The sequence below is a fragment of the Leifsonia xyli subsp. xyli str. CTCB07 genome, from assembly GCF_000007665.1.
In the GTDB taxonomy this organism is placed as follows: Bacteria; Actinomycetota; Actinomycetes; order Actinomycetales; family Microbacteriaceae; genus Leifsonia; species Leifsonia xyli_C.
Genome location: NC_006087.1, coordinates 1004906 through 1022028 on the forward strand (window position 1 = coordinate 1004906; position 17123 = coordinate 1022028).

19 protein-coding genes and 1 other RNA gene are annotated in these 17123 nt (G+C 68.2%); 9 read left to right on the forward strand and 11 right to left on the reverse strand.

What is annotated here, in order from left to right; genetic code table 11:
* Nucleotides 1–73: 73 nt before the first annotated feature.
* From LXX_RS04880 to LXX_RS04895, 4 genes are read right to left on the reverse strand one after another with little or no spacing between them, the layout of a single operon-like run.
* A complete protein-coding gene (locus LXX_RS04880) occupies nucleotides 74–1693 on the reverse strand; it encodes a cytochrome bc1 complex cytochrome b subunit (RefSeq protein WP_011185851.1) in 1620 nt (539 codons plus the stop codon).
* Nucleotides 1690–2763: a cytochrome bc1 complex Rieske iron-sulfur subunit gene (locus LXX_RS04885; RefSeq protein WP_041767399.1), complete on the reverse strand. Its 1074-nt coding sequence runs from the start codon at nucleotides 2761–2763 to the stop codon at nucleotides 1690–1692. The genes LXX_RS04880 and LXX_RS04885 overlap by 4 nt, the downstream gene beginning before the upstream one ends.
* A gap of 48 nt (nucleotides 2764–2811) precedes the next feature.
* The gene (locus tag LXX_RS04890; RefSeq protein ID WP_011185853.1) at nucleotides 2812–3654 is read right to left on the reverse strand and encodes a cytochrome bc1 complex diheme cytochrome c subunit; all 843 of its coding nucleotides are present in this window, start codon (nucleotides 3652–3654) and stop codon (nucleotides 2812–2814) included.
* Between the two features lie 23 nt (nucleotides 3655–3677).
* Entirely contained in the window at nucleotides 3678–4313 is a 636-nt protein-coding gene (locus tag LXX_RS04895; RefSeq protein WP_011185854.1) for an aa3-type cytochrome oxidase subunit III, read from the reverse strand.
* A gap of 141 nt (nucleotides 4314–4454) precedes the next feature.
* Between LXX_RS04895 and trpD the strand changes: the two genes are divergently transcribed.
* The 4 genes from trpD to dhaM are packed head-to-tail and all read left to right on the forward strand — an operon-like array spanning nucleotide 4455 to nucleotide 7905.
* Nucleotides 4455–5504, forward strand: a complete 1050-nt coding sequence (trpD, locus tag LXX_RS04900; protein ID WP_011185855.1) for an anthranilate phosphoribosyltransferase — start codon at nucleotides 4455–4457, stop codon at nucleotides 5502–5504.
* Between the two features lie 41 nt (nucleotides 5505–5545).
* Complete coding sequence (dhaK, locus tag LXX_RS04905) at nucleotides 5546–6535, forward strand: dihydroxyacetone kinase subunit DhaK (RefSeq protein ID WP_011185856.1); 990 nt, start codon at nucleotides 5546–5548, stop codon at nucleotides 6533–6535.
* A gap of 30 nt (nucleotides 6536–6565) precedes the next feature.
* Nucleotides 6566–7198: a dihydroxyacetone kinase subunit DhaL gene (dhaL, locus tag LXX_RS04910; protein WP_011185857.1), complete on the forward strand. Its 633-nt coding sequence runs from the start codon at nucleotides 6566–6568 to the stop codon at nucleotides 7196–7198.
* Nucleotides 7198–7905 carry a dihydroxyacetone kinase phosphoryl donor subunit DhaM gene (dhaM, locus tag LXX_RS04915; protein ID WP_041767405.1) on the forward strand — a complete coding sequence of 236 codons (708 nt, stop codon included), beginning with the start codon at nucleotides 7198–7200 and terminating at the stop codon, nucleotides 7903–7905. Before dhaL ends, dhaM begins: the two co-directional genes overlap by 1 nt.
* A gap of 166 nt (nucleotides 7906–8071) precedes the next feature.
* On the opposite strand, the gene LXX_RS04920 is transcribed toward dhaM, so the two are convergent.
* Nucleotides 8072–9361 (reverse strand): aminotransferase class I/II-fold pyridoxal phosphate-dependent enzyme, encoded by a 1290-nt coding sequence (locus LXX_RS04920; RefSeq protein ID WP_011185859.1) that lies wholly within the window; start codon nucleotides 9359–9361, stop codon nucleotides 8072–8074.
* Between the two features lie 100 nt (nucleotides 9362–9461).
* Between LXX_RS04920 and LXX_RS04925 the strand changes: the two genes are divergently transcribed.
* Nucleotides 9462–10067 (forward strand): DUF1345 domain-containing protein, encoded by a 606-nt coding sequence (locus tag LXX_RS04925; RefSeq protein WP_223227726.1) that lies wholly within the window; start codon nucleotides 9462–9464, stop codon nucleotides 10065–10067.
* Here the strand turns inward: LXX_RS04925 and LXX_RS04930 are convergent.
* Together LXX_RS04930 and LXX_RS04935 are read right to left on the reverse strand one after the other, a co-directional pair.
* The gene (locus LXX_RS04930; protein ID WP_011185861.1) at nucleotides 10060–10539 is read right to left on the reverse strand and encodes a dihydrofolate reductase; all 480 of its coding nucleotides are present in this window, start codon (nucleotides 10537–10539) and stop codon (nucleotides 10060–10062) included. The genes LXX_RS04925 and LXX_RS04930 overlap by 8 nt on opposite strands.
* A complete protein-coding gene (locus LXX_RS04935; RefSeq protein WP_011185862.1) occupies nucleotides 10536–11345 on the reverse strand; it encodes a thymidylate synthase in 810 nt (269 codons plus the stop codon). The genes LXX_RS04930 and LXX_RS04935 overlap by 4 nt, the downstream gene beginning before the upstream one ends.
* 125 nt (nucleotides 11346–11470) lie before the next feature.
* On the opposite strand from LXX_RS04935, the gene LXX_RS04940 reads away from it, so the two are divergent.
* From LXX_RS04940 to rnpB, 3 genes are all read left to right on the forward strand, one after another.
* Nucleotides 11471–12298 carry a Nif3-like dinuclear metal center hexameric protein gene (locus tag LXX_RS04940; protein ID WP_011185863.1) on the forward strand — a complete coding sequence of 276 codons (828 nt, stop codon included), beginning with the start codon at nucleotides 11471–11473 and terminating at the stop codon, nucleotides 12296–12298.
* Nucleotides 12299–12326: 28 nt separating this feature from the next.
* Nucleotides 12327–13061: a zinc ribbon domain-containing protein gene (locus tag LXX_RS04945; protein WP_011185864.1), complete on the forward strand. Its 735-nt coding sequence runs from the start codon at nucleotides 12327–12329 to the stop codon at nucleotides 13059–13061.
* 63 nt (nucleotides 13062–13124) lie between these two features.
* Nucleotides 13125–13494: RNase P RNA component class A (gene rnpB, locus LXX_RS13045), an RNA gene on the forward strand.
* Between the two features lie 67 nt (nucleotides 13495–13561).
* Here the strand turns inward: rnpB and ppgK are convergent.
* Both ppgK and map read right to left on the reverse strand, forming a co-directional pair.
* On the reverse strand, nucleotides 13562–14314 hold the full coding sequence (gene ppgK / locus LXX_RS04950; protein ID WP_011185865.1) for a polyphosphate--glucose phosphotransferase: 753 nt from the start codon (nucleotides 14312–14314) through the stop codon (nucleotides 13562–13564).
* Between the two features lie 93 nt (nucleotides 14315–14407).
* The gene (gene map, locus LXX_RS04955; RefSeq protein ID WP_011185866.1) at nucleotides 14408–15274 is read right to left on the reverse strand and encodes a type I methionyl aminopeptidase; all 867 of its coding nucleotides are present in this window, start codon (nucleotides 15272–15274) and stop codon (nucleotides 14408–14410) included.
* A 12-nt stretch (nucleotides 15275–15286) separates the two neighbouring features.
* Here map and LXX_RS04960 point away from each other — a divergent pair, with 12 nt between their 5' ends.
* Nucleotides 15287–15499 carry an SPOR domain-containing protein gene (locus tag LXX_RS04960; RefSeq protein WP_041767409.1) on the forward strand — a complete coding sequence of 71 codons (213 nt, stop codon included), beginning with the start codon at nucleotides 15287–15289 and terminating at the stop codon, nucleotides 15497–15499.
* A 109-nt stretch (nucleotides 15500–15608) separates the two neighbouring features.
* Here the strand turns inward: LXX_RS04960 and LXX_RS15465 are convergent, their stop codons facing one another.
* Together LXX_RS15465 and panB are read right to left on the reverse strand one after the other, a co-directional pair.
* Nucleotides 15609–16157, reverse strand: a complete 549-nt coding sequence (locus tag LXX_RS15465) for a hypothetical protein (protein WP_223227727.1) — start codon at nucleotides 16155–16157, stop codon at nucleotides 15609–15611.
* Between the two features lie 68 nt (nucleotides 16158–16225).
* Complete coding sequence (panB, locus tag LXX_RS04970; protein ID WP_041767414.1) at nucleotides 16226–17077, reverse strand: 3-methyl-2-oxobutanoate hydroxymethyltransferase; 852 nt, start codon at nucleotides 17075–17077, stop codon at nucleotides 16226–16228.
* Between the last annotated feature and the right edge of the window lie 46 nt (nucleotides 17078–17123).

The window sequence follows — 17123 nt, forward strand, 5'->3', positions numbered from 1 at the left end:
CTCTGGCCCGCCACGCGCGAAAGCGCCGGACCGTCGGGGACGGCCGGCGCTTTCGCGGAGGCGGTTGTGCGGCTCAATGGTCGCTGTGGCCCGACTCGAGTTCACCGCGGGTGGGCGGCACGATGCGGTCCTCGAAGAACCAGCGGGACAGACTTGAGCGCATCCGGCTGCCGAAGGTGATCTTGCCCTGCTTGTTCGGGCGGATCATTAGGGGTTCGTACGCCTCGAAGCTGACCAGAAGCCAGCGCTCGTAGTCGCTCAGCTGCTCGTGGACCTCGATGAACTCGCCACCCGGAAGCTTCACGATCCGGCCGGTCTCGAACCCGTGCAGCGCGATCGACCGGTCCTTCTTCTGGAGCGCGAGACAGATGCGCTTCGTGATGAAGTAGGCGATGATCGGGCCGACGATGAGCAGCGCTTGGAGAGAGTGGATGACCCCCTCCATCGTGACCTTGAAGTGCGTCGCGATCAGGTCGGAGCTTGCCGCCGCCCAGAACACCGCGTAGAACGTGACACCGGCGGCGCCGATGGCAGTGCGGGTGGCCTGATTGCGCGGACGGTCCAGGATGTGGTGCTCGCGCTTGTCGCCGGTGATCCACGCTTCGATGAACGGGTAAATCATGACGGTCACGATGAACAGGCCGAGGATGGCGACCGGGACGATGATGTTCCACGACCAGGTGCGCTCCAGCCACACAAACTCCCAGCCCGGCGGCACGAGACGAAGCGCACCGTCCGCGAAGCCGATGTACCAGTCTGGCTGAGTCCCCGCGGAGACGGGGGAGGGGTCATACGGTCCGTAGTTCCACACCGGGTTGATGGTGAACAGCGATGCCATGAGCGCCACGACGCCGAAGACGATGAAGAAGAAGCCGCCGGCCTTGGCCGCGTACACCGGGAGCACCGGGTAGCCGACCACGTTGCCCTGCGTGCGGCCTGGGCCGGCGTACTGGGTGTGCTTGTGGACGACCACGAACACCAGGTGCAGCGCGATGAACGCGAGCACCATCGCCGGGAGCAGCAGGATGTGCAGCGTGTAGAGGCGTCCGACGATCGCGGTGCCCGGGAACTCGCCGCCGAACAGCAGGAACGAGATCCAGGTGCCCACCACCGGAAGACCCTTGATCAGTCCGTCGATGATGCGGAGGCCGTTGCCCGAGAGGAGGTCGTCCGGGAGCGAGTAGCCGGTGAAGCCCTCGGCCATTGCGAGGATGAACAGCGTGAAGCCGATCACCCAGTTGAGCTCGCGCGGCTTGCGGAAGGCGCCCGTGAAGAAGACGCGCAGCATGTGCAGCCCGATGGCGGCCACGAAGAGCAGGGCCGCCCAGTGGTGTATCTGGCGCACGAGCAGCCCGCCGCGGACCTCGAAGGAGATGTTGAGGGTGGACTCCATGGCCGCAGACATGTGGATGCCCTTGAGCGGAACGTACGAGCCGTGGTACACGACCTCGGCCATCGACGCCTGGAAGAAGAAGGTCAGGAACGTGCCCGACAGCAGGATGACGACGAAGCTGTAGAGCGCGACCTCACCGAGGAGGAACGACCAGTGATCCGGGAAGATCTTGCGTCCAAACTCTTTGACGGCTCCCGAGACGCTGGTGCGGTCTTCGAGGTAGTTCGCGGCCGCCGCCGTGAAGCCACCCTTCTTGACCGGTGCGGATGCCGCTGGTGCTGCGGCGGTCGTGGTGCTCAATGGCGCTCCCAGAAGCTCGGGCCGACGGGCTCGTGGAAGTCGCTGCGGGCGACCAGATAGCCATCGGCGTCGACGGTGATCGGCAGCTGCGGCAAGGGCCGCTTCGCCGGTCCGAAGATGACCTCGGCCTCGTGCGTGATGTCGAACTGCGACTGGTGGCACGGGCAGAGCAGGTGGTGGGTCTGCTGCTCGTAGAGTGCGACGGGGCACCCGACGTGCGTGCAGACCTTGGAATAGGCGACGATGCCGTCATAGTTCCAGGTCTCGCGGCCCTCGGAGACGTGCAGGTCTTCCGGTTTGAGGCGCATGAGGAGGACGACGGCTTTCGCTTTCTGTTCCAGCATGTCCTCGACGTCGTTGAGCCCTTCGGGGATGACGTGGAAAACGCTGCCCAGAGTGACGTCGGACGCCTTGATCGGGGTGCCGGAGGGATCGCGCGTGAGGCGGATGCCCTTGGCCCACATGGTGTGGCTGAGCTCCTCGACAGGATCGAGGTTCTGCGGCGCGAGGCCGCGGAACAGGACCACCGCGGGCAGCGGGAAGGCGATCAGTGCGCCGATGAGGCTGTTGCGCACCAGGGTGCGGCGGTTGAAGCCCGACTCTTCATCGGCCTGACGGAAGACCTCCGTTGCGCGCTCCGTGGTGCTTTCGGAGCCGCGGACGGGGTGACGGAGGTCGACCCCCTCCTTCTCGTGCATGAGGGCTTTGCCCCAATGCACAGCGCCAATGCCGATGGCGAGGAGCGCGAGGGAGATCCCGAGACCGATGAAGAGGTTGTTCAGCCGGACCGAGCCAGGGTCGCTGTCGTTGATTGGGAAGGCCATGTAGGCGGCGACGGCCCAGACGGAGCCCGCGATCGACAGGTAGAACAGTGTGTAGACCGTCCGCTCGGCTCGGCGCTCCTTCGTGGGGTCGAGGTCGGTGACGCGGGGCCTGTGGGGTGGGAAGCCCGGGTTCGCGACGGCGTCGCGGACGATCACCGCCGTTCCGGGGTCGCCGGTCCGATGCACGTCGACGGCCGATGAACTGGCTGGCGTCAGCTCGTGACCGCCGTTCTCGTCCTGTGCCATTGTTCTCCTTCTTACCGCTGTGCTTCTACAAGTACGCCAGATGGTCCGTCAGTTGGACTTCGCCGTGATCCACACGGTCAGAGCGACGATCGCGCCGAGACCGAAGATCCACAGGAAGAGTCCCTCAGCCACGGGGCCGAGCGAGCCGAGCTCGAAGCCGCCCGGGGACGGGTTGTTCTGGATGTGCTTGAGGTACGTGATGATGTCGGCCTTGCCCTGCGGGTCGACGTTGAGGTCGTTGAACACCGGCATGTTCTGCGGGCCCGTGATCATGGCCTCATAGATGTGCTTGGCGCTCACACCGGTCAGCGGCGGGGCGAACTTGCCCTCGGTGAGCGCGCCCCCGGCGCCGGCGACGTTGTGGCACATCGCGCAGTTGAGCCGGAAGAATTTGGCGCCCTTGGCGGCGTCGCCGTCGGCAGCGAGGTACTTCTGCTCAGGGATCGAGGGGCCGGGAGCGAGGGAAGCGACGTAGTCGGCCAGCTGTGCGATCTCCTCGTCGGTGAACTGCACCGGCTTCTGCTCGGCCTGCGGTCCCTGCATCTGCATCGGCATGCGGCCGGTGCCGACCTGGAAGTCGACCGAGGCGGCGCCGACGCCGATGAGCGACGGGGCGTTGACCGTGCCCTGCGCGTCGAAGTTGTGGCAGGTGGCGCAGTTGTCATTGAACAGCTTCTCACCCTGTTTGATCGACTCCTGCGACGCGGCCTGAACGGTTGTCTGCTCCGCGGCGGTGGTGGTGGTGGTGGTGAAGGCGGCGTAGGCGCCGCCAGTGAGGCCGAGGCCGATCGCCAGCAGAGCGACGGTGGCGAGCGGATGACGGCGACCGCTCTTTCGGGGCGCCTTCGCCGTGTTGTGAGACGGGGTGTTACCGGATACGCGGGGACGCATGAGGTGAGGTCAGCTCCTGATTTCTATCTGATGATGTAGATGACCGCGAACAGTCCGAGCCACACGACGTCCACGAAGTGCCAGTAGTACGACACGACGATGGCGCTCGTGGCCTCCTTGTGGCCGAAGCTCTTGACTGCGTAGGCGCGGCCGACGACGAGCAGGAAGGCGATGAGGCCGCCTGTGACGTGGAGGCCGTGGAAGCCCGTCGTCAGGTAGAAGGCGGAGCCGTAGGCGTTGGAGCTGAGCGAGGTCCCCTCGCTGACGAGCGTCGCGTACTCCAGGATCTGACCCGAGACGAAGACCGCGCCCAGGATGTAGGACAGCACGAACCACTCGACCATGCCCCACTTCCAGAACTGCAGCACACCGCCGGTCCGGTGCGCTTGCAGACGCTCAGCGGCGAACACGCCGAACTGGCACGTCACCGAGCTCAGCACGAGGATCGTGGTGTTGGCCGCCGCGTACGGGATGTTGAGGTGCGCCGTCTCGGCGGCCCACAACGGGCCAGAGGTCGACTTGAGTGTGAAGTAGATCGCGAAGAGTCCCGCGAAGAACATCACTTCGGAGCCGAGCCAGACGATGGTGCCGACGGCCACGACGTTCGGCCGGTTGATCGCCGGCGCGCTCGTGGAAGGGATAAGGGAAGTGCTCGTCACGTAACCTATTATGGCTGAAAAGAAACCGTGGTTTTCTCACCATGAGTGGCGTGAATTCGCCCGGTCCAGGGTGAGGGCAGCCTGAGGTGGTGGTGGAAGATGCGGCTCCCGTGGCGTGTCGCCCTGCAATAGGATCGTTTTATGTCCGAAACGCAGTCCTGGTCGTCCGTGCTCATCGCGCTCCTCGCCCGAGAGGATCTCAGCGTGGCGGACGCGTCCTGGGCCATGCGGCAGGTCATGACCGGCGAGGCGACGGACGCCCAGATCGCCGCTTTCCTCATCGCACTCCGTGCGAAGGGCGAGACGGTGGACGAGATTGTCGGCTTCCGCGACGCCGTTCTGGACCACGCCGTGGGGCTGCCGGTGAACTCGATGGCGCTCGACATCGTCGGCACCGGCGGCGACCGGTTCGGCACGGTGAACATCTCCACCACGGCCGCCATCGTCGCCGCGGGGGCGGGCGTCCCCGTCATCAAGCACGGGAACCGCGCCGCGAGCTCCTCCTCTGGCTCCTCGGACGTGCTGGCCGCTCTCGGCATCGACCTCACCCTGCCGCCGGAGCGCGTGGCAGAGGTGCTCCGGGCGACCGGCATCACCTTCGCGTTCGCGAGCGCGTTCCACCCGGGCTTCGCCAACGCGGCCGCGGTGCGCTCGCAACTCGGAGTGCCGACGGTCTTCAACATCCTCGGCCCGCTGTGCAACCCGGCCAGGCCCGAAGCGTCCGCGGTGGGCGTCGCACCGCTCGACCGCGTTCCTCTCATCGTCGGTGTCTTCCAGACCCGCGGCGCGACCGCGCTGGTCTTCCGGGGCGACGACGGATTGGACGAGCTCTCGACCACCGGCCATAGCCATGTCTGGGAGGTCTCCCGCGGCCTCGTCACCGAGCACGACATCGACCCCCGCGACCTGGGGCTCCCCACCGCTCAGATCGAGGATCTGCTCGGGAAGGACGCCGCTCACAACGCGGCGGTCGTGCGTGCTGTGCTCGCGGGCCAGGAGGGCCCCGTGCGCGACATTGTGGTGCTCAACGCGGCGGCCGGGCTCGTCTCCTACGAGCTCGCGGCCGACCCGTCGAGGGTCCAGGAGCCCATTCTGGACCGGTTCCGTTCGCATATGGCGGTCGCTGCCGAAGCGATCGACTCCGGGGCCGCGGTCTCGAAGCTCGAGGAGTGGGTGGCGGCGACGCGCTGAGGTGTCTCACACCGATTAGCAAGTGAAAGGAAGGGCGTTCAATGAAGAAGCTCATCAACGACGTACCCGACGTCGTGGCCGATTCCCTTGAAGGATTCGGCCGAGCCCACGCGGACCTCGTCAGAGTGTCGCACGATCCTCGTTTCGTCTCCCGGGCCGACGGCCCCGTGAGGGGGAAGGTCGGACTGGTCAGCGGCCACGAGCCGCTCCACGCCGGATTCGTCGGAAAGGGGATGCTGGACGCGGCCGTGCCGGGCGAAGTGTTCACCTCGCCGACGCCGATGCCGATCGTCGAGGCCACCAAGGCCGCGGACGGTGGCGCGGGAGTCCTCCACATCGTCAAGAACTACACCGGAGACGTTCTGAACTTCGAGACGGCGGCCGAGCTGGCTGCTGCGGAGGGCATCTCGGTTCGGGCCGTCGTCACGAACGACGATGTCGCCGTGCAGGACTCGCTCTACACGGCGGGCCGTCGCGGCGTGGCGGGAACGGTGCTGGTCGAGAAGATCGCGGGCGCTGCGGCCGAGCGGGGCGACGATTTGGACGCGGTCGCGGCGGTCGCCGAGAAAGTGAACGCGAATGTCCACTCCATCGGGCTGGCCTTCACCGACAGCACTGTGCCGCACGCGGGAGAGCCCGGGTTCGTGCTGCCGGAGGATCAGATCGAGTTCGGCGTCGGCATCCACGGCGAGCCCGGTCGCGAACGGATCGCGATCGAACCGGCGGACCGGCTGGTCGACCGGATGATGGACGCGATTCTGGCGGATCTGCCCTTCTCCTCCGGTGACTCGGTGCTGCTTTTCGTGAACGGGATGGGCGGAACGCCGCTCTTGGAGCTGTACATCCTGTTCCGGCGTGCGGCCGAGATCCTGGACGAGCGCGGGATCGTGCTCTCCCGCTCGCTCATCGGCGACTATGTCACCTCGCTGGAGATGCAGGGTGCCTCCCTCTCGCTGCTGAAGCTGGACGGCGAGCTGACGGTCCTCTGGGACGCGCCCGTCTACACGGCCGCGCTGCGCTGGGGTCTGTAGGGTCAGGGACCGAGGAGAGAGGAAGCGTCGATGACGCTGGACACGAAATGGGTCGAGGCCTGGATCGGGGCCGCCGCGGCGTCGATCGGGGAGCGCAAGGCCGAGCTGAACACGCTCGACCGGGAGATCGGTGACGGCGACCACGGCGAGAACATGGACCGCGGGGTCCGCGCCGCGCTGGAGGCGCTGAGGAAGCTGCCGGACGACGCGACGCCGAACGCGGCTCTGCGCTCGGTGGCGATGACTCTCATCTCGACGGTCGGCGGAGCCTCCGGGCCGCTCTACGGTACGGCTTTCCTCAAGGCGGCCGAGCCGGTGGTCGACCAGGCCGCGATCGACGGGGAGACGCTGGTCGCGCTGCTCACCGCAGCGCGGGACGGCATCCTGTCCCGCGGCCGAGCCGAACCGGGCGACAAGACCATGATCGACGCGTGGACCCCCGCCGTCGACGCGGCTGCGGCCGCGCAGGCGGCGGGGGAGTCTCCGTCGGCGATCCTGGCCGCAGCGGCCGACGCGGCGGAGAAGGGCGCGGAGGCCACTGAGCCGCTGGTCGCCCGGAAAGGCCGTGCCAGTTACCTCGGCGGACGGTCGACGGGGCACCGCGACCCCGGCGCCCAGTCCACGGCGCTGATCCTGCGCGCCGCGAGCGAGACAGCGGCGTGATGGCCGTGCCGGAGAGCAGGGTCGGGATCGTCTTCGTCTCGCACAGCGCGCAGCTGGCGGTGGGCGCCGTGGCCGTCGCGGCGCAGATGGCCCCCTCCGTCCCTCTCGTTGCGGCCGGGGGGACGGACGACCAGGGGATCGGGACCAGCTTCACGAAGGTGATGACCGCAGTGGGTGAGGCGGACACCGGATCGGGGGCCGTCGTCGTCAGTGACCTCGGCTCCGCTCTCCTCACGGCCGAGACTGTGCTCGACCTGCTGCCGAAGGACGAGCGAGAGCGAGTCCGCGTCGTCGACGGCCCCTACATCGAGGGTGGCGTCGCCGCGGCTGTGGTCGCGGAGACCGGGGCCGGGCTGGACGCGGTGGCGGCTGCGGCCGAGAGTGCGCGTTCCGCGTGGGATGCCGTCCCGGCCTCCCACGACGCCCACCCGAACGCGCCCGAGCCGGACGGCGGCTATTCGCGGGAGGTGCTCGTGCGCAACCCCCAGGGGCTGCACGCTCGTCCCGCGGCCGATTTCGTGAAGCTGGCGAGCACGTTCTCTGCGAAGGTGACCGTGAACGGCAAGGACGCGAAGAGCCTGCTCTGTGTCATGTCGCTCGGGCTGACGGCCGGGGCGACGGCGACGATCTCCTCCCAGGACCGCGGTGGCGCGCAAGCCGTCGACGCGCTGGCGGAGCTGGTCGAGAGCGGGTTCGGCGAGGTGTAGCCGAAAGGGAGAGGATCGGAGCGGAGAAAAGGCGAGACGCGGGAAAGGCCGGGGGGCGGAATGTCCTCCGTTTCAGCGGGCGGTCGGGGCGGCCCAGCGCGGCGTCGTGTCACGCGGCCCGTCAGCCCATTTCGGCGGGGCAGTTCATTCCGGTCATTCCGGCATGTCAGTTCCGTTCGGCGAGCAGTGCCTCGGTCTCGGCCAGCAGGATCGCGGTGCAGAGCCCGTCGAGGGCGGTGCGCAGTTCGCTCAAGGGCGGGAAGGTCGGCGCGATGCGGATGTTCGCGTCGCGCGGGTCCTCGCCGTGGGGAAAGGTCGCGCCGGCCGGAGTGACCGCGATGCCGGCCTCTTTGGCGAGCAGCACCGCGCGCTTGGCACAGCGGTTCAGCACGTCGAGGCTGACGAAGTAGCCCCCCTTCGGGGCGTTCCACGACCCGGCGCCCCACGGCTCCAGTCGCGCCCGGAACACCTCGTCCACCGCGGCGAACTTCGGTTCCAGGAGAGCGCGGTGCTTCGCCATGTGCGCGGTCAGGCCGTCCTCGTCCCGCAGCAGCTGCGCGTGACGGAGCTGGTTGAGCTTGTCCGGGCCGATGCTCTGCGCGGCGCTGTTGCGCTGGAACCAGGCGATGTTCGCCTCGGAGCCGCCGATGAATGCGACGCCGGCGCCGGGGTAGGTGACCTTGGAGGTGGAGGTGAAGACGAGCGGACGGTCCGGGTTGCCCGCCTCGGCGGCCAGGGCGAGGACGTCGATCGGCTCCGGAACGTCATCGCTGAGGTGATGGACGGCGTAGGCGTTGTCCCAGAACAGGCGGAAGTCGCCAGCGGCCGGCAGCGAGACCAGCTGGCGGACGACTTCGTCGCTGTACACGGCCCCGGTCGGGTTGGAGTACACCGGGACGCACCACATCCCCTTGACGCTGTCATCGGTGGCGAGCAGCGAGGCGATTGTCTCGATGTCGGGACCGTCCTCGTTCATGGGGACGGGGATCATGCGGATTCCGAAGCGTTCCAGGATGGTGAAGTGCCGGTCGTAGCCGGGCACCGGTGTCAGGAAGCTGATCGCCTGACGGCCCCACGGCAGCTCGCCGCCGGGGACGCCGTGCAGGAGCGCCTGGGCGATGGCGTCGTGCATGATCGTGAGGCTCGAATTGCCGAGCGCGAGCAACTGCGCCGCCGGCACCCGGAGTGCGCCGGCGAAGATCGATCGCAGCTCGGGGAGGCCGTTCGGACCGCCGTAGTTCCGCAGGTCGGTTCCGGCGGCGTCCCGGTATTCGCCGCCGGGGAGGCGGAGGAGGGCGTCTGAGAGGTCGAGCTGTTCGGCGGAGGGTTTGCCGCGGGTGATGTCCAGGGCGAGTCCGGCGGCCTTCAGCTCATCGTAGGCGCGGGCGAACTCCGCGTGCGTGGCGCGGAGCCCTGCGGTGTCGAGGTCGGCGAGGGGGGCGGGGGAGGTGGTCACATTTCGATCGTACCGGCGTGCGGGGGTGCTCGCCCGGCCAGGCTGTGCGAACATTCACAGTGTGACCGGTGAAGCGAACCGACAGCGTGGCAGGACCCGCTTGAGGATCTACGTCGCGCTGGCGGTCGGGGCGATCGTGGCAGTCGGCATGAGTTTCGTCCCCGTCGTCCGCTATGCCCTCCTCGCCGGCTGGGCAGCGGCGTGCGCCGTCTACGTGGTGTGGGTGTGGCTGGTCGTCTGGCGGTTGGACGGCCCGCAGACGCAAGCCAATGTGACGCTGGAGGATCCGGGACGGCGGATCTCCGACCTCGTCCTCATCCTGGCCTCGACGGCGAGCATCTTCGCGGTCGTGTTCGTGCTCATGGACGCCCGTACGCTGAAGGGCGGCGCTCAGCTCGGCGTCGCGCTGCTCGCCATCGTGAGCGTCGCGCTGTCGTGGCTACTCGTCCACACGCTCTTCGCGTTGCGCTACGCGCGCATGTACTACCGTCGGGGTGGCGGCATCGACTTCAACCAGCAGGCGCTTCCGCGCTATAGCGACTTCGCCTACTTCTCCTTCACCCTTGGGATGACCTTCCAGGTGTCGGACACGAACATCTCGAACTCGCACATTCGCCGGACGGTTTTGCGGCACACACTGCTCTCGTACGTGTTTGGGACGGTGATCGTCGCAGCGTCGGTGAACCTGGTGGCCGGGCTCACCTGAGGTAGCGGAGGAAGCGGTAGCGCATCCCGTTCTCCGCCGTCAGCCAGGGGGTGGGCTGCGCGTGCCATTCGGGTCCCAGCGCGGGCGCGGGCGTGTCGCCCGCGACAGCGAGGTCGATCTCGGTGACCTCGACGCGGTCGGCGAGAGGGAGCGCCTGACGATAGAGCTCCCCGCCGCCTATGACCCACACCGTGTCGTCGCTGGCGGCGGAGAGAGCTCCGGGCAGGGCGTGCGCGACCTCCGCGCCCGGCGCGTTCCACCCCTCCTGGCGGGTGACAACGATGTTGCGCCGGCCGGGGAGCGGCCGGAAGCGGTCGGGGAGCGACTCCCAGGTGCGGCGTCCCATCACGACTGGCTCGCCGCCGGTCAGCTCGCGGAAGTGCCTCAGATCCTCGGGGAGGCGCCAGGGCATCGTCCCGCCGGCGCCGATGACGCGGTTGCGGGCCTGCGCCCAGATGAGGGCGATGCTCATACCGCGACGGCGGCGCGGATGGCCGGGTGGTGCCGGTAGCCCTCGAGCACGAAGTCCTCGTAGCGGTAGTCGAAGACGCTTTCCGGTCTGCGCGCGAAGCGAAGCGCAGGAGCTGGGAACGGGTTACGGCTCAGCTGCTCGTTCACCTGCTCGATGTGGTTGTCGTAGATGTGGACGTCCCCGCCCGTCCAGACGAACTCGCCCGGTTCGAGTCCCACCTGCTGGGCGACCATGAGCGTGAGGAGCGCGTAGCTCGCAATGTTGAACGGAACGCCGAGGAACATGTCGGCGCTGCGCTGGTACAGCTGGCAGGAGAGCTTGCCGTCGGCGACATAGAACTGGAAGAAGGCGTGGCAGGGCGCGAGCGCCATATCCGGGATGTCCGCGACGTTCCAGGCGGAGACGATGATGCGGCGCGAGTCCGGGTCGCGGCGGAGCGTGTCGACGACCTGCTGGATTTGGTCGATGTGCGTGCCGTCCGGGGACGGCCAGGAGCGCCACTGAACCCCGTAGACAGGGCCGAGTTCGCCCCGCTCGTCGGCCCACTCGTCCCAGATGCTCACGCCATTCTCGCGCAGCCAGCCGACATTGCTGTCGCCGCGGAGGAACCAGAGCAGTTCGTACGCGATCGACTTGAAGTGGACCCGCTTGGTCGTGATCAGCGGGAAGCCGTCCGCGAGGTCGAACCGGAGCTGGCGTCCGAAGACGCTGCGCGTGCCCGTCCCGGTGCGGTCGGATTTGTGGCTGCCGTTCGCGAGGACGTCGCGCAGCAGGTCTTCGTACGGGGTCGGGATCGGCGTGGTCATCGAGACGATGGTACTTCCCACGAGGCCGGGACGGCCGCTGACCCGCGGGACGCGGTGGCCGCCGGCGTGGAGCCGGGACGCGCAGGCCCGAGTGCGGGCGGCTCGCCGGCGGGTAGGCTGAGGGGGTGCCGAACGCCATCCTCACGCTTCTCACCGTCCGCGAGGCCGCCGAGACGCTCTGGCCGCTCTCGGGGGCGGAGAGCTGGGACGCGCCCGGACTGGTCTGCGGGGACCCGGCCGCGAGCGTCGAACGCATTCTGCTGGCGGTGGACGCTGTGGCCGCGACCGTCGAGGAGGCCATCGAAACCCGAAGCGATCTGCTGATCGCCCACCATCCGCTGCTGCTGCGCGGTGTGACCTCGATCGCCGAGGACCGCTACAAAGGCGCGCTGCTCGCGAAGCTCATCCGGGGCGGCTGCGCGCTCCTCGCCGCGCACACCAATGTCGATGTCGTCGCGCAGGGGACCAGTGCGGTGCTCGCCGCGCGGCTCGGGCTGACCGGAACGACGCCGATCGTCCCCGCCGCCGACGGCGTCACCGGCATCGGCCGGGTCGGGACACTGTCCCGGCCCTCGACGCTCGGTGCGCTCGCCCGCTCGCTGGCCGGCCTCCTTCCGCCCACCGCGGGCGGTGTCCGTGCTGCGGGCGACTTCCACCAGCCGGTCTCCCGCGTTGCCCTGTGCGGCGGCGCCGGGGACTCGCTGCTAGGTTCGGCGGCCGTGCTCGGCGCCGATGTCTACATCACCGCCGACCTCCGGCACCATCCCGCCTCCGAAGCCCGAGAGCAGGCGCTGGCCGGCGGCGGCCCCGCGCTTCTTGACGTGTCGCACTGGGCCAGCGAGTGGCTCTGGCTGGAGACAGCCGCCGGGCAGCTGCGTGCCGCCCTTCCCGGCCTCGAGGTCGTTGTCAGCGAACTGCGCACCGATCCGTGGGATTTCGCCATCCTGCCGTGACCATCCCTTTCCGAGAGAGCAGAGCACCGTGAAAGCCAGTCCCGCCGACCAGAACGAACTCCTGCGGCTCCAGACCGCGGACACCCGCATCGCGCAGCTCGACCACGTCGCGGGAACGCTGCCGCAGAGCGCCGAACGGGCGGCGTTGCAGCCCGACGTCGAAGTAAAACGCGCCAGTTGGATCGCGGCGACCGGCGAGCTGGAGGACGCGCGAGCAGAGCTGAAGCGCGTCGAGTCGGATGTGGAGCTCGTGGAAGCGCGGATCAAGCGAGACACCGACCGTGTGCAGCGGACCTCCTCCGTCAAGGACGTCCAGGCGCTCGAGGCCGAGCTGGCCTCGCTCGCCAAGCGTCAAAGCGACCTTGAGGAGATCCAGCTGACGGTCATGGAGCGCGTGGACGGACTCGAGCAGGCGCTCGCTGCCGTCGACGCCGAGCGCGCCGAGCTGACCGCGCGCGTCGAGGCGCTTGAGGCGGCTCGCGACGAGGAAGCCGCCAGGATCGCGGCGCAGCGCGAGGGGCTGGCGCGCGACCGGGCGGCGATCGCCGGTGCGCTCCCGCCCGACCTCATCGAGCTCTACGAGCGGCAGCGCACCCGCTACGGCATCGGCGCCGCACTGCTCCTGCGCGGGGTGTCGATGGGCTCGAATGTGACGCTCACCGAGTCCGATCTCGCCGAGATCCGCCGGGCGGCGGTCGACGATGTCGTGCTCTGCCCCGACAGCGGGGCCATCCTCATCCGCACCGAGGAGTCCGGGCTGTAGCCCACCTCTGCCGCCCGTCTGGCGGCGGGACCCGGGAACGCTGCGCTAGAATCGAGCCCGGAATGGGTCGGCAAGACGGTCGCGTCGGTCTGCGTCAGCGGGCCGCCGAGGAACGTCCGGGCTCCGCAGAGCAGGGCGGTGGGTAACACCCACCCGGGGCAACCCGCGAGAAAGTGCAACAGAGAGCAGACCGCCACGGGCTCCGGCCCGCGGTAAGGGTGAAACGGTGGTGTAAGAGACCACCAGCGGCCGGGGCGACCCGGCCGGCTGGGTAAACCTCGCCCGGAGCAAGGTCAGACAGGGAACGATGGGGTGGCTCGCTCCGTTCCCGGGTAGACCGCTAGAGGGCGGCGGCGACGTCGTCCCGAGAGAGATGGCCGTCCACGGCGCGCAAGCGCCGTGACAGAACCCGGCGTATCAGCCGGCCCATTCCCCGCCCCGCGGGGTGTCCGTCCTCATTTTTTCCACCGGACTGTGCGGGAAGAGCGAGGAACCGATCGCTAGGGGTTCGCAGCCAGTGCCGCCGCGCCGAGGATGCCCGCGTTGTTCCGGTGGACCGCGGGCACGATCTCCGTCTTCAGATCCAGCAGCGGAAGGAACTCCGTGTGGTTCTTCGAGACGCCGCCGCCGACGATGAACAGATCCGGCGTGAACAGGAACTCCACGGTCGAGTAGTACTTCTGCAGGCGCTTGGCCCACTTCTCCCACGACAGGTCCTCACGCTCCTTCGCGGAGAAGGCGGCGCGCGATTCGGCGTTCTTGCCGTCGATCTCCAGGTGCCCGATCTCGGCGTTCGGGATGAGGACGCCGTCATAGATGAGCGCCGAGCCGATGCCGGTGCCGAGGGTGGTCATGATGACGAGGCCGTCGCGGCCCTTGGCGGCCCCGAAGCGGGTTTCGGCGTAGCCGGCGGCGTCGGCGTCGTTGACGAAGTGGATGTCGCGGCCGAGGGCCGTCTCGAACAGCTTCTCGGCCGCCAGGCCGATCCACTTCTTGCTGATGTTGGACGCCGAGAGCGTCACGCCGCGGCTGACGATCGCGGGGAAGCAGACACCGACGGGGGCGTGGGGCTCTTCGGCCGCGAGCTGCTGCACGATCTCTCTGGTCGTCTCGACGATGTCCTCGGGACCGCCGCCCTGGGGGGTGGGCAGCTTGACGCGGTCGCTCACGAGTTCGCCGCTGACGAGGTCGACCAGCCCCCCCTTGATGCCGGTGCCGCCGATGTCGATTCCGATTGCGTGGTTCGAGCTCATGCCCACGAATCTACCCTGCCGCCGATGTGGCGCGCTGACCTCTCAGCGTCCTCGACCCGGCCCTGACCGAGCATCCCGCCGGAGCCGCCCCAGTCATGGCAGCGTCAGGATCTCCGCTCCCCGCTCGGTGACCACGGTCGTGTGCTCGAACTGGGCGGTGACGCTTCGGTCTCGGGTGACCACCGTCCAGTCGTCGGCCCACATGTCCCACTCGTGCGTCCCGAGCGTGAGCATCGGCTCGATGGTGAACACCATCCCGGGCTCCATGACGTCGTCGTGCTGCGGCGCCGAGTCGTAGTGCGGGATGATCAGCCCCGAGTGGAAGGACGCTCCCACGCCGTGCCCGGTGAAGTCGCGCACGACCCCGTAGCCGAAGCGTTTCGCGTAGGACTCGATCGCCCGGCCGATCACGTTGACCTGCCGGCCCGGCGCGACTGCCTTGATCCCGCGGTTCAGTGCCTCGCGCGTCCGCTCGACCAGCAGCGACACGTCCTCGGTCGCTGTGCCCACGACGAAGGTCTGGTTGCTGTCTCCGTGGAATCCGTTCTTGTACGCGGTGATGTCGATGTTGACGATGTCGCCGTCGTCGAGCGCTGTATCGTCCGGTATGCCGTGGCAGACGACTTCGTTCACCGAGGAGCACAGCGATTTCGGATAGCCGCGGTAGCCGAGCGTGGACGGGTAGGCGTCGTGCTCGATCAGGAACTGGTGCCCGATCGCGTCCAGCTCCTCGGTTGTGACCCCCGGACGGGCGGCCTCGCCCACCAGCGCGATCGCCTGCGCAGCGATCCGGGCTGACTCGCGGATGAGAGCGATCTCCTCCGCCGAGTAGACATCCCCGCGGTCCGATGGCGCCGGGCCCGCTTTCCCTACGTATTCGGGCTGTGGGATGTGGGACGGGACGGGACGGGACGCACTGACGCGACCCGGAATCAGGTGACCGGTGGAATCCTTGGGCATAGGATCAAGCCTATGACGGCCGATGACACCGACGGCATCGAGCACGACGCCGAGCACAAGTACTGGTACAACCTGAAGACCGGTCAGGTTGAGCGGGGTTTCCTCTCTCCCGCCCCCGACCGCGTCGGGCCGTTCGACACCCACGCCGAGGCGGAGCGCGCCCTGGAGAAGCTGCGCGAGAACAGCGCCAAGTGGGCGGAGGAGGACGCGGAGGACGACCGCTAGACGCCCTCCACCGTCAGGGCAGTGACCCGGCCGGCTGCGCAGAGGCCGACGCTCCGGTTCACATCGCTCCACGAGCGAAACGGTGTGAACCGGGGGCGCTCAGTGGTGTTCAGACGTGGTTCGGACAGCCGCCGAAGCTGAGCGGGATAGCTCCCTCATAGCGGCCGTTTTCAACCAGAGATGTGTCCGTGTCGAACTCGACCGCGTGGTAAGCGACCTCGATTTTACCCGTCTTAGGGTCTTGCGTGATGAGAACGTTGGGGAACTTCGCGTCTATCCGCCACTTGCCGTTGTCACCGACATAGGCGATGCCGGCGACACCGCGCTTCAGGATCGATGGTGTGCCCGGTATCAGCGTGTAGGTGATCGTCACATAATGCCTCGCTACTCCGGTGCCGTTGAAGGAGATGCACTTCAGCGTTCCCGCGCATCTCGGAGCCTGCGAACCGCTGATTGTGAAGGTTTCCGTTCCTGCGTCCGCTCGCGTGGGTGCGGGAAGCGGGGTGCGGGGAACCGGGGCGCCGACCTCCGCAGGTTCCGTCTGGAAAGTGCGGAGGGATGACGGCGTTGCGGCTTGCGCGGAAAGGGCGACTCCGGCAGAGAGGGCGACGCCGCTGACGAGGGCGATAGCCGCGGCTACACACTTGCGAATGAGCATGATCACTCCATTCTTTTCGTGATGTGATGAAAATCACCTGGGCAATTATTCGGTCCAGGTGGCGCCCATTAGAAACTGTGCTCGGGACCGGGGAACACCCCGGAGCCCACCTCGTCTCTGTACATCCGTGCCGCCTCCGTGAGCACGTCCTTCAGATCGGCGTACTGTTTGGCGAAGCGCGGGACGCGTCCCGTCGTGAACCCGGCCCAGTCCGTCCAAACCAGCAGCTGGCCATCGACGTGCGGCCCCGCGCCCACACCGATCGTCGGGATGCGCAGCTCCTGTGTCACGCGCTGTGCGACGTCCGCGGGCACCATCTCCAGCACGACGGCGAACGCCCCGGCCTCCTCGACCGCGTGCGCGTCGTCGACCACCTGCTCGGCTCCCTGGCCGCGGCCCTGCACGAGGTGCCCGCCGAGCCCATGCTCGCTCTGCGGTGTGAAGCCGATGTGCCCCATGACCGGAACGCCCGCGTCCACGATGCGGCGGATCTGCTCGGCGCTGCGCTCGCCGCCTTCCAATTTGACGGCGTGCGCACCGGTCTCCTTCATGAAGCGCACGGCTGTGCGCAGCGCCTCCTGGGGGCCGGTCTCGTACGATCCGAACGGCAGGTCCGCCACGACGAACGCGCGTTTCGCCGCCCGTGCCACGGCGCGTGTGAGGGGGATTAGCTCGTCGACCGTCATGGGGAGGGTGGTGTCGTAGCCGAGCACCGTGTTCGCGGCCGAGTCGCCGACGAGGAGAAAATCGATCCCGGCCTCGTCGAAGATCTGTGCCGTCAGCGTGTCGTAGCTGGTGAGCCCCGTGAAACGGGAGCCTTCTTCCTTCGCCGCCTGGAAATGACGGGTCCGCACGCGTTTCGGCGACGGCGACGCCGGGGCTTCGGAAGGGACGGAGGGCACGGAGGGCTGCTCGCTCATGGGGCACAGTCTGCCACTAGTCTGGGTGGGGAGACGAAAGGGGCAG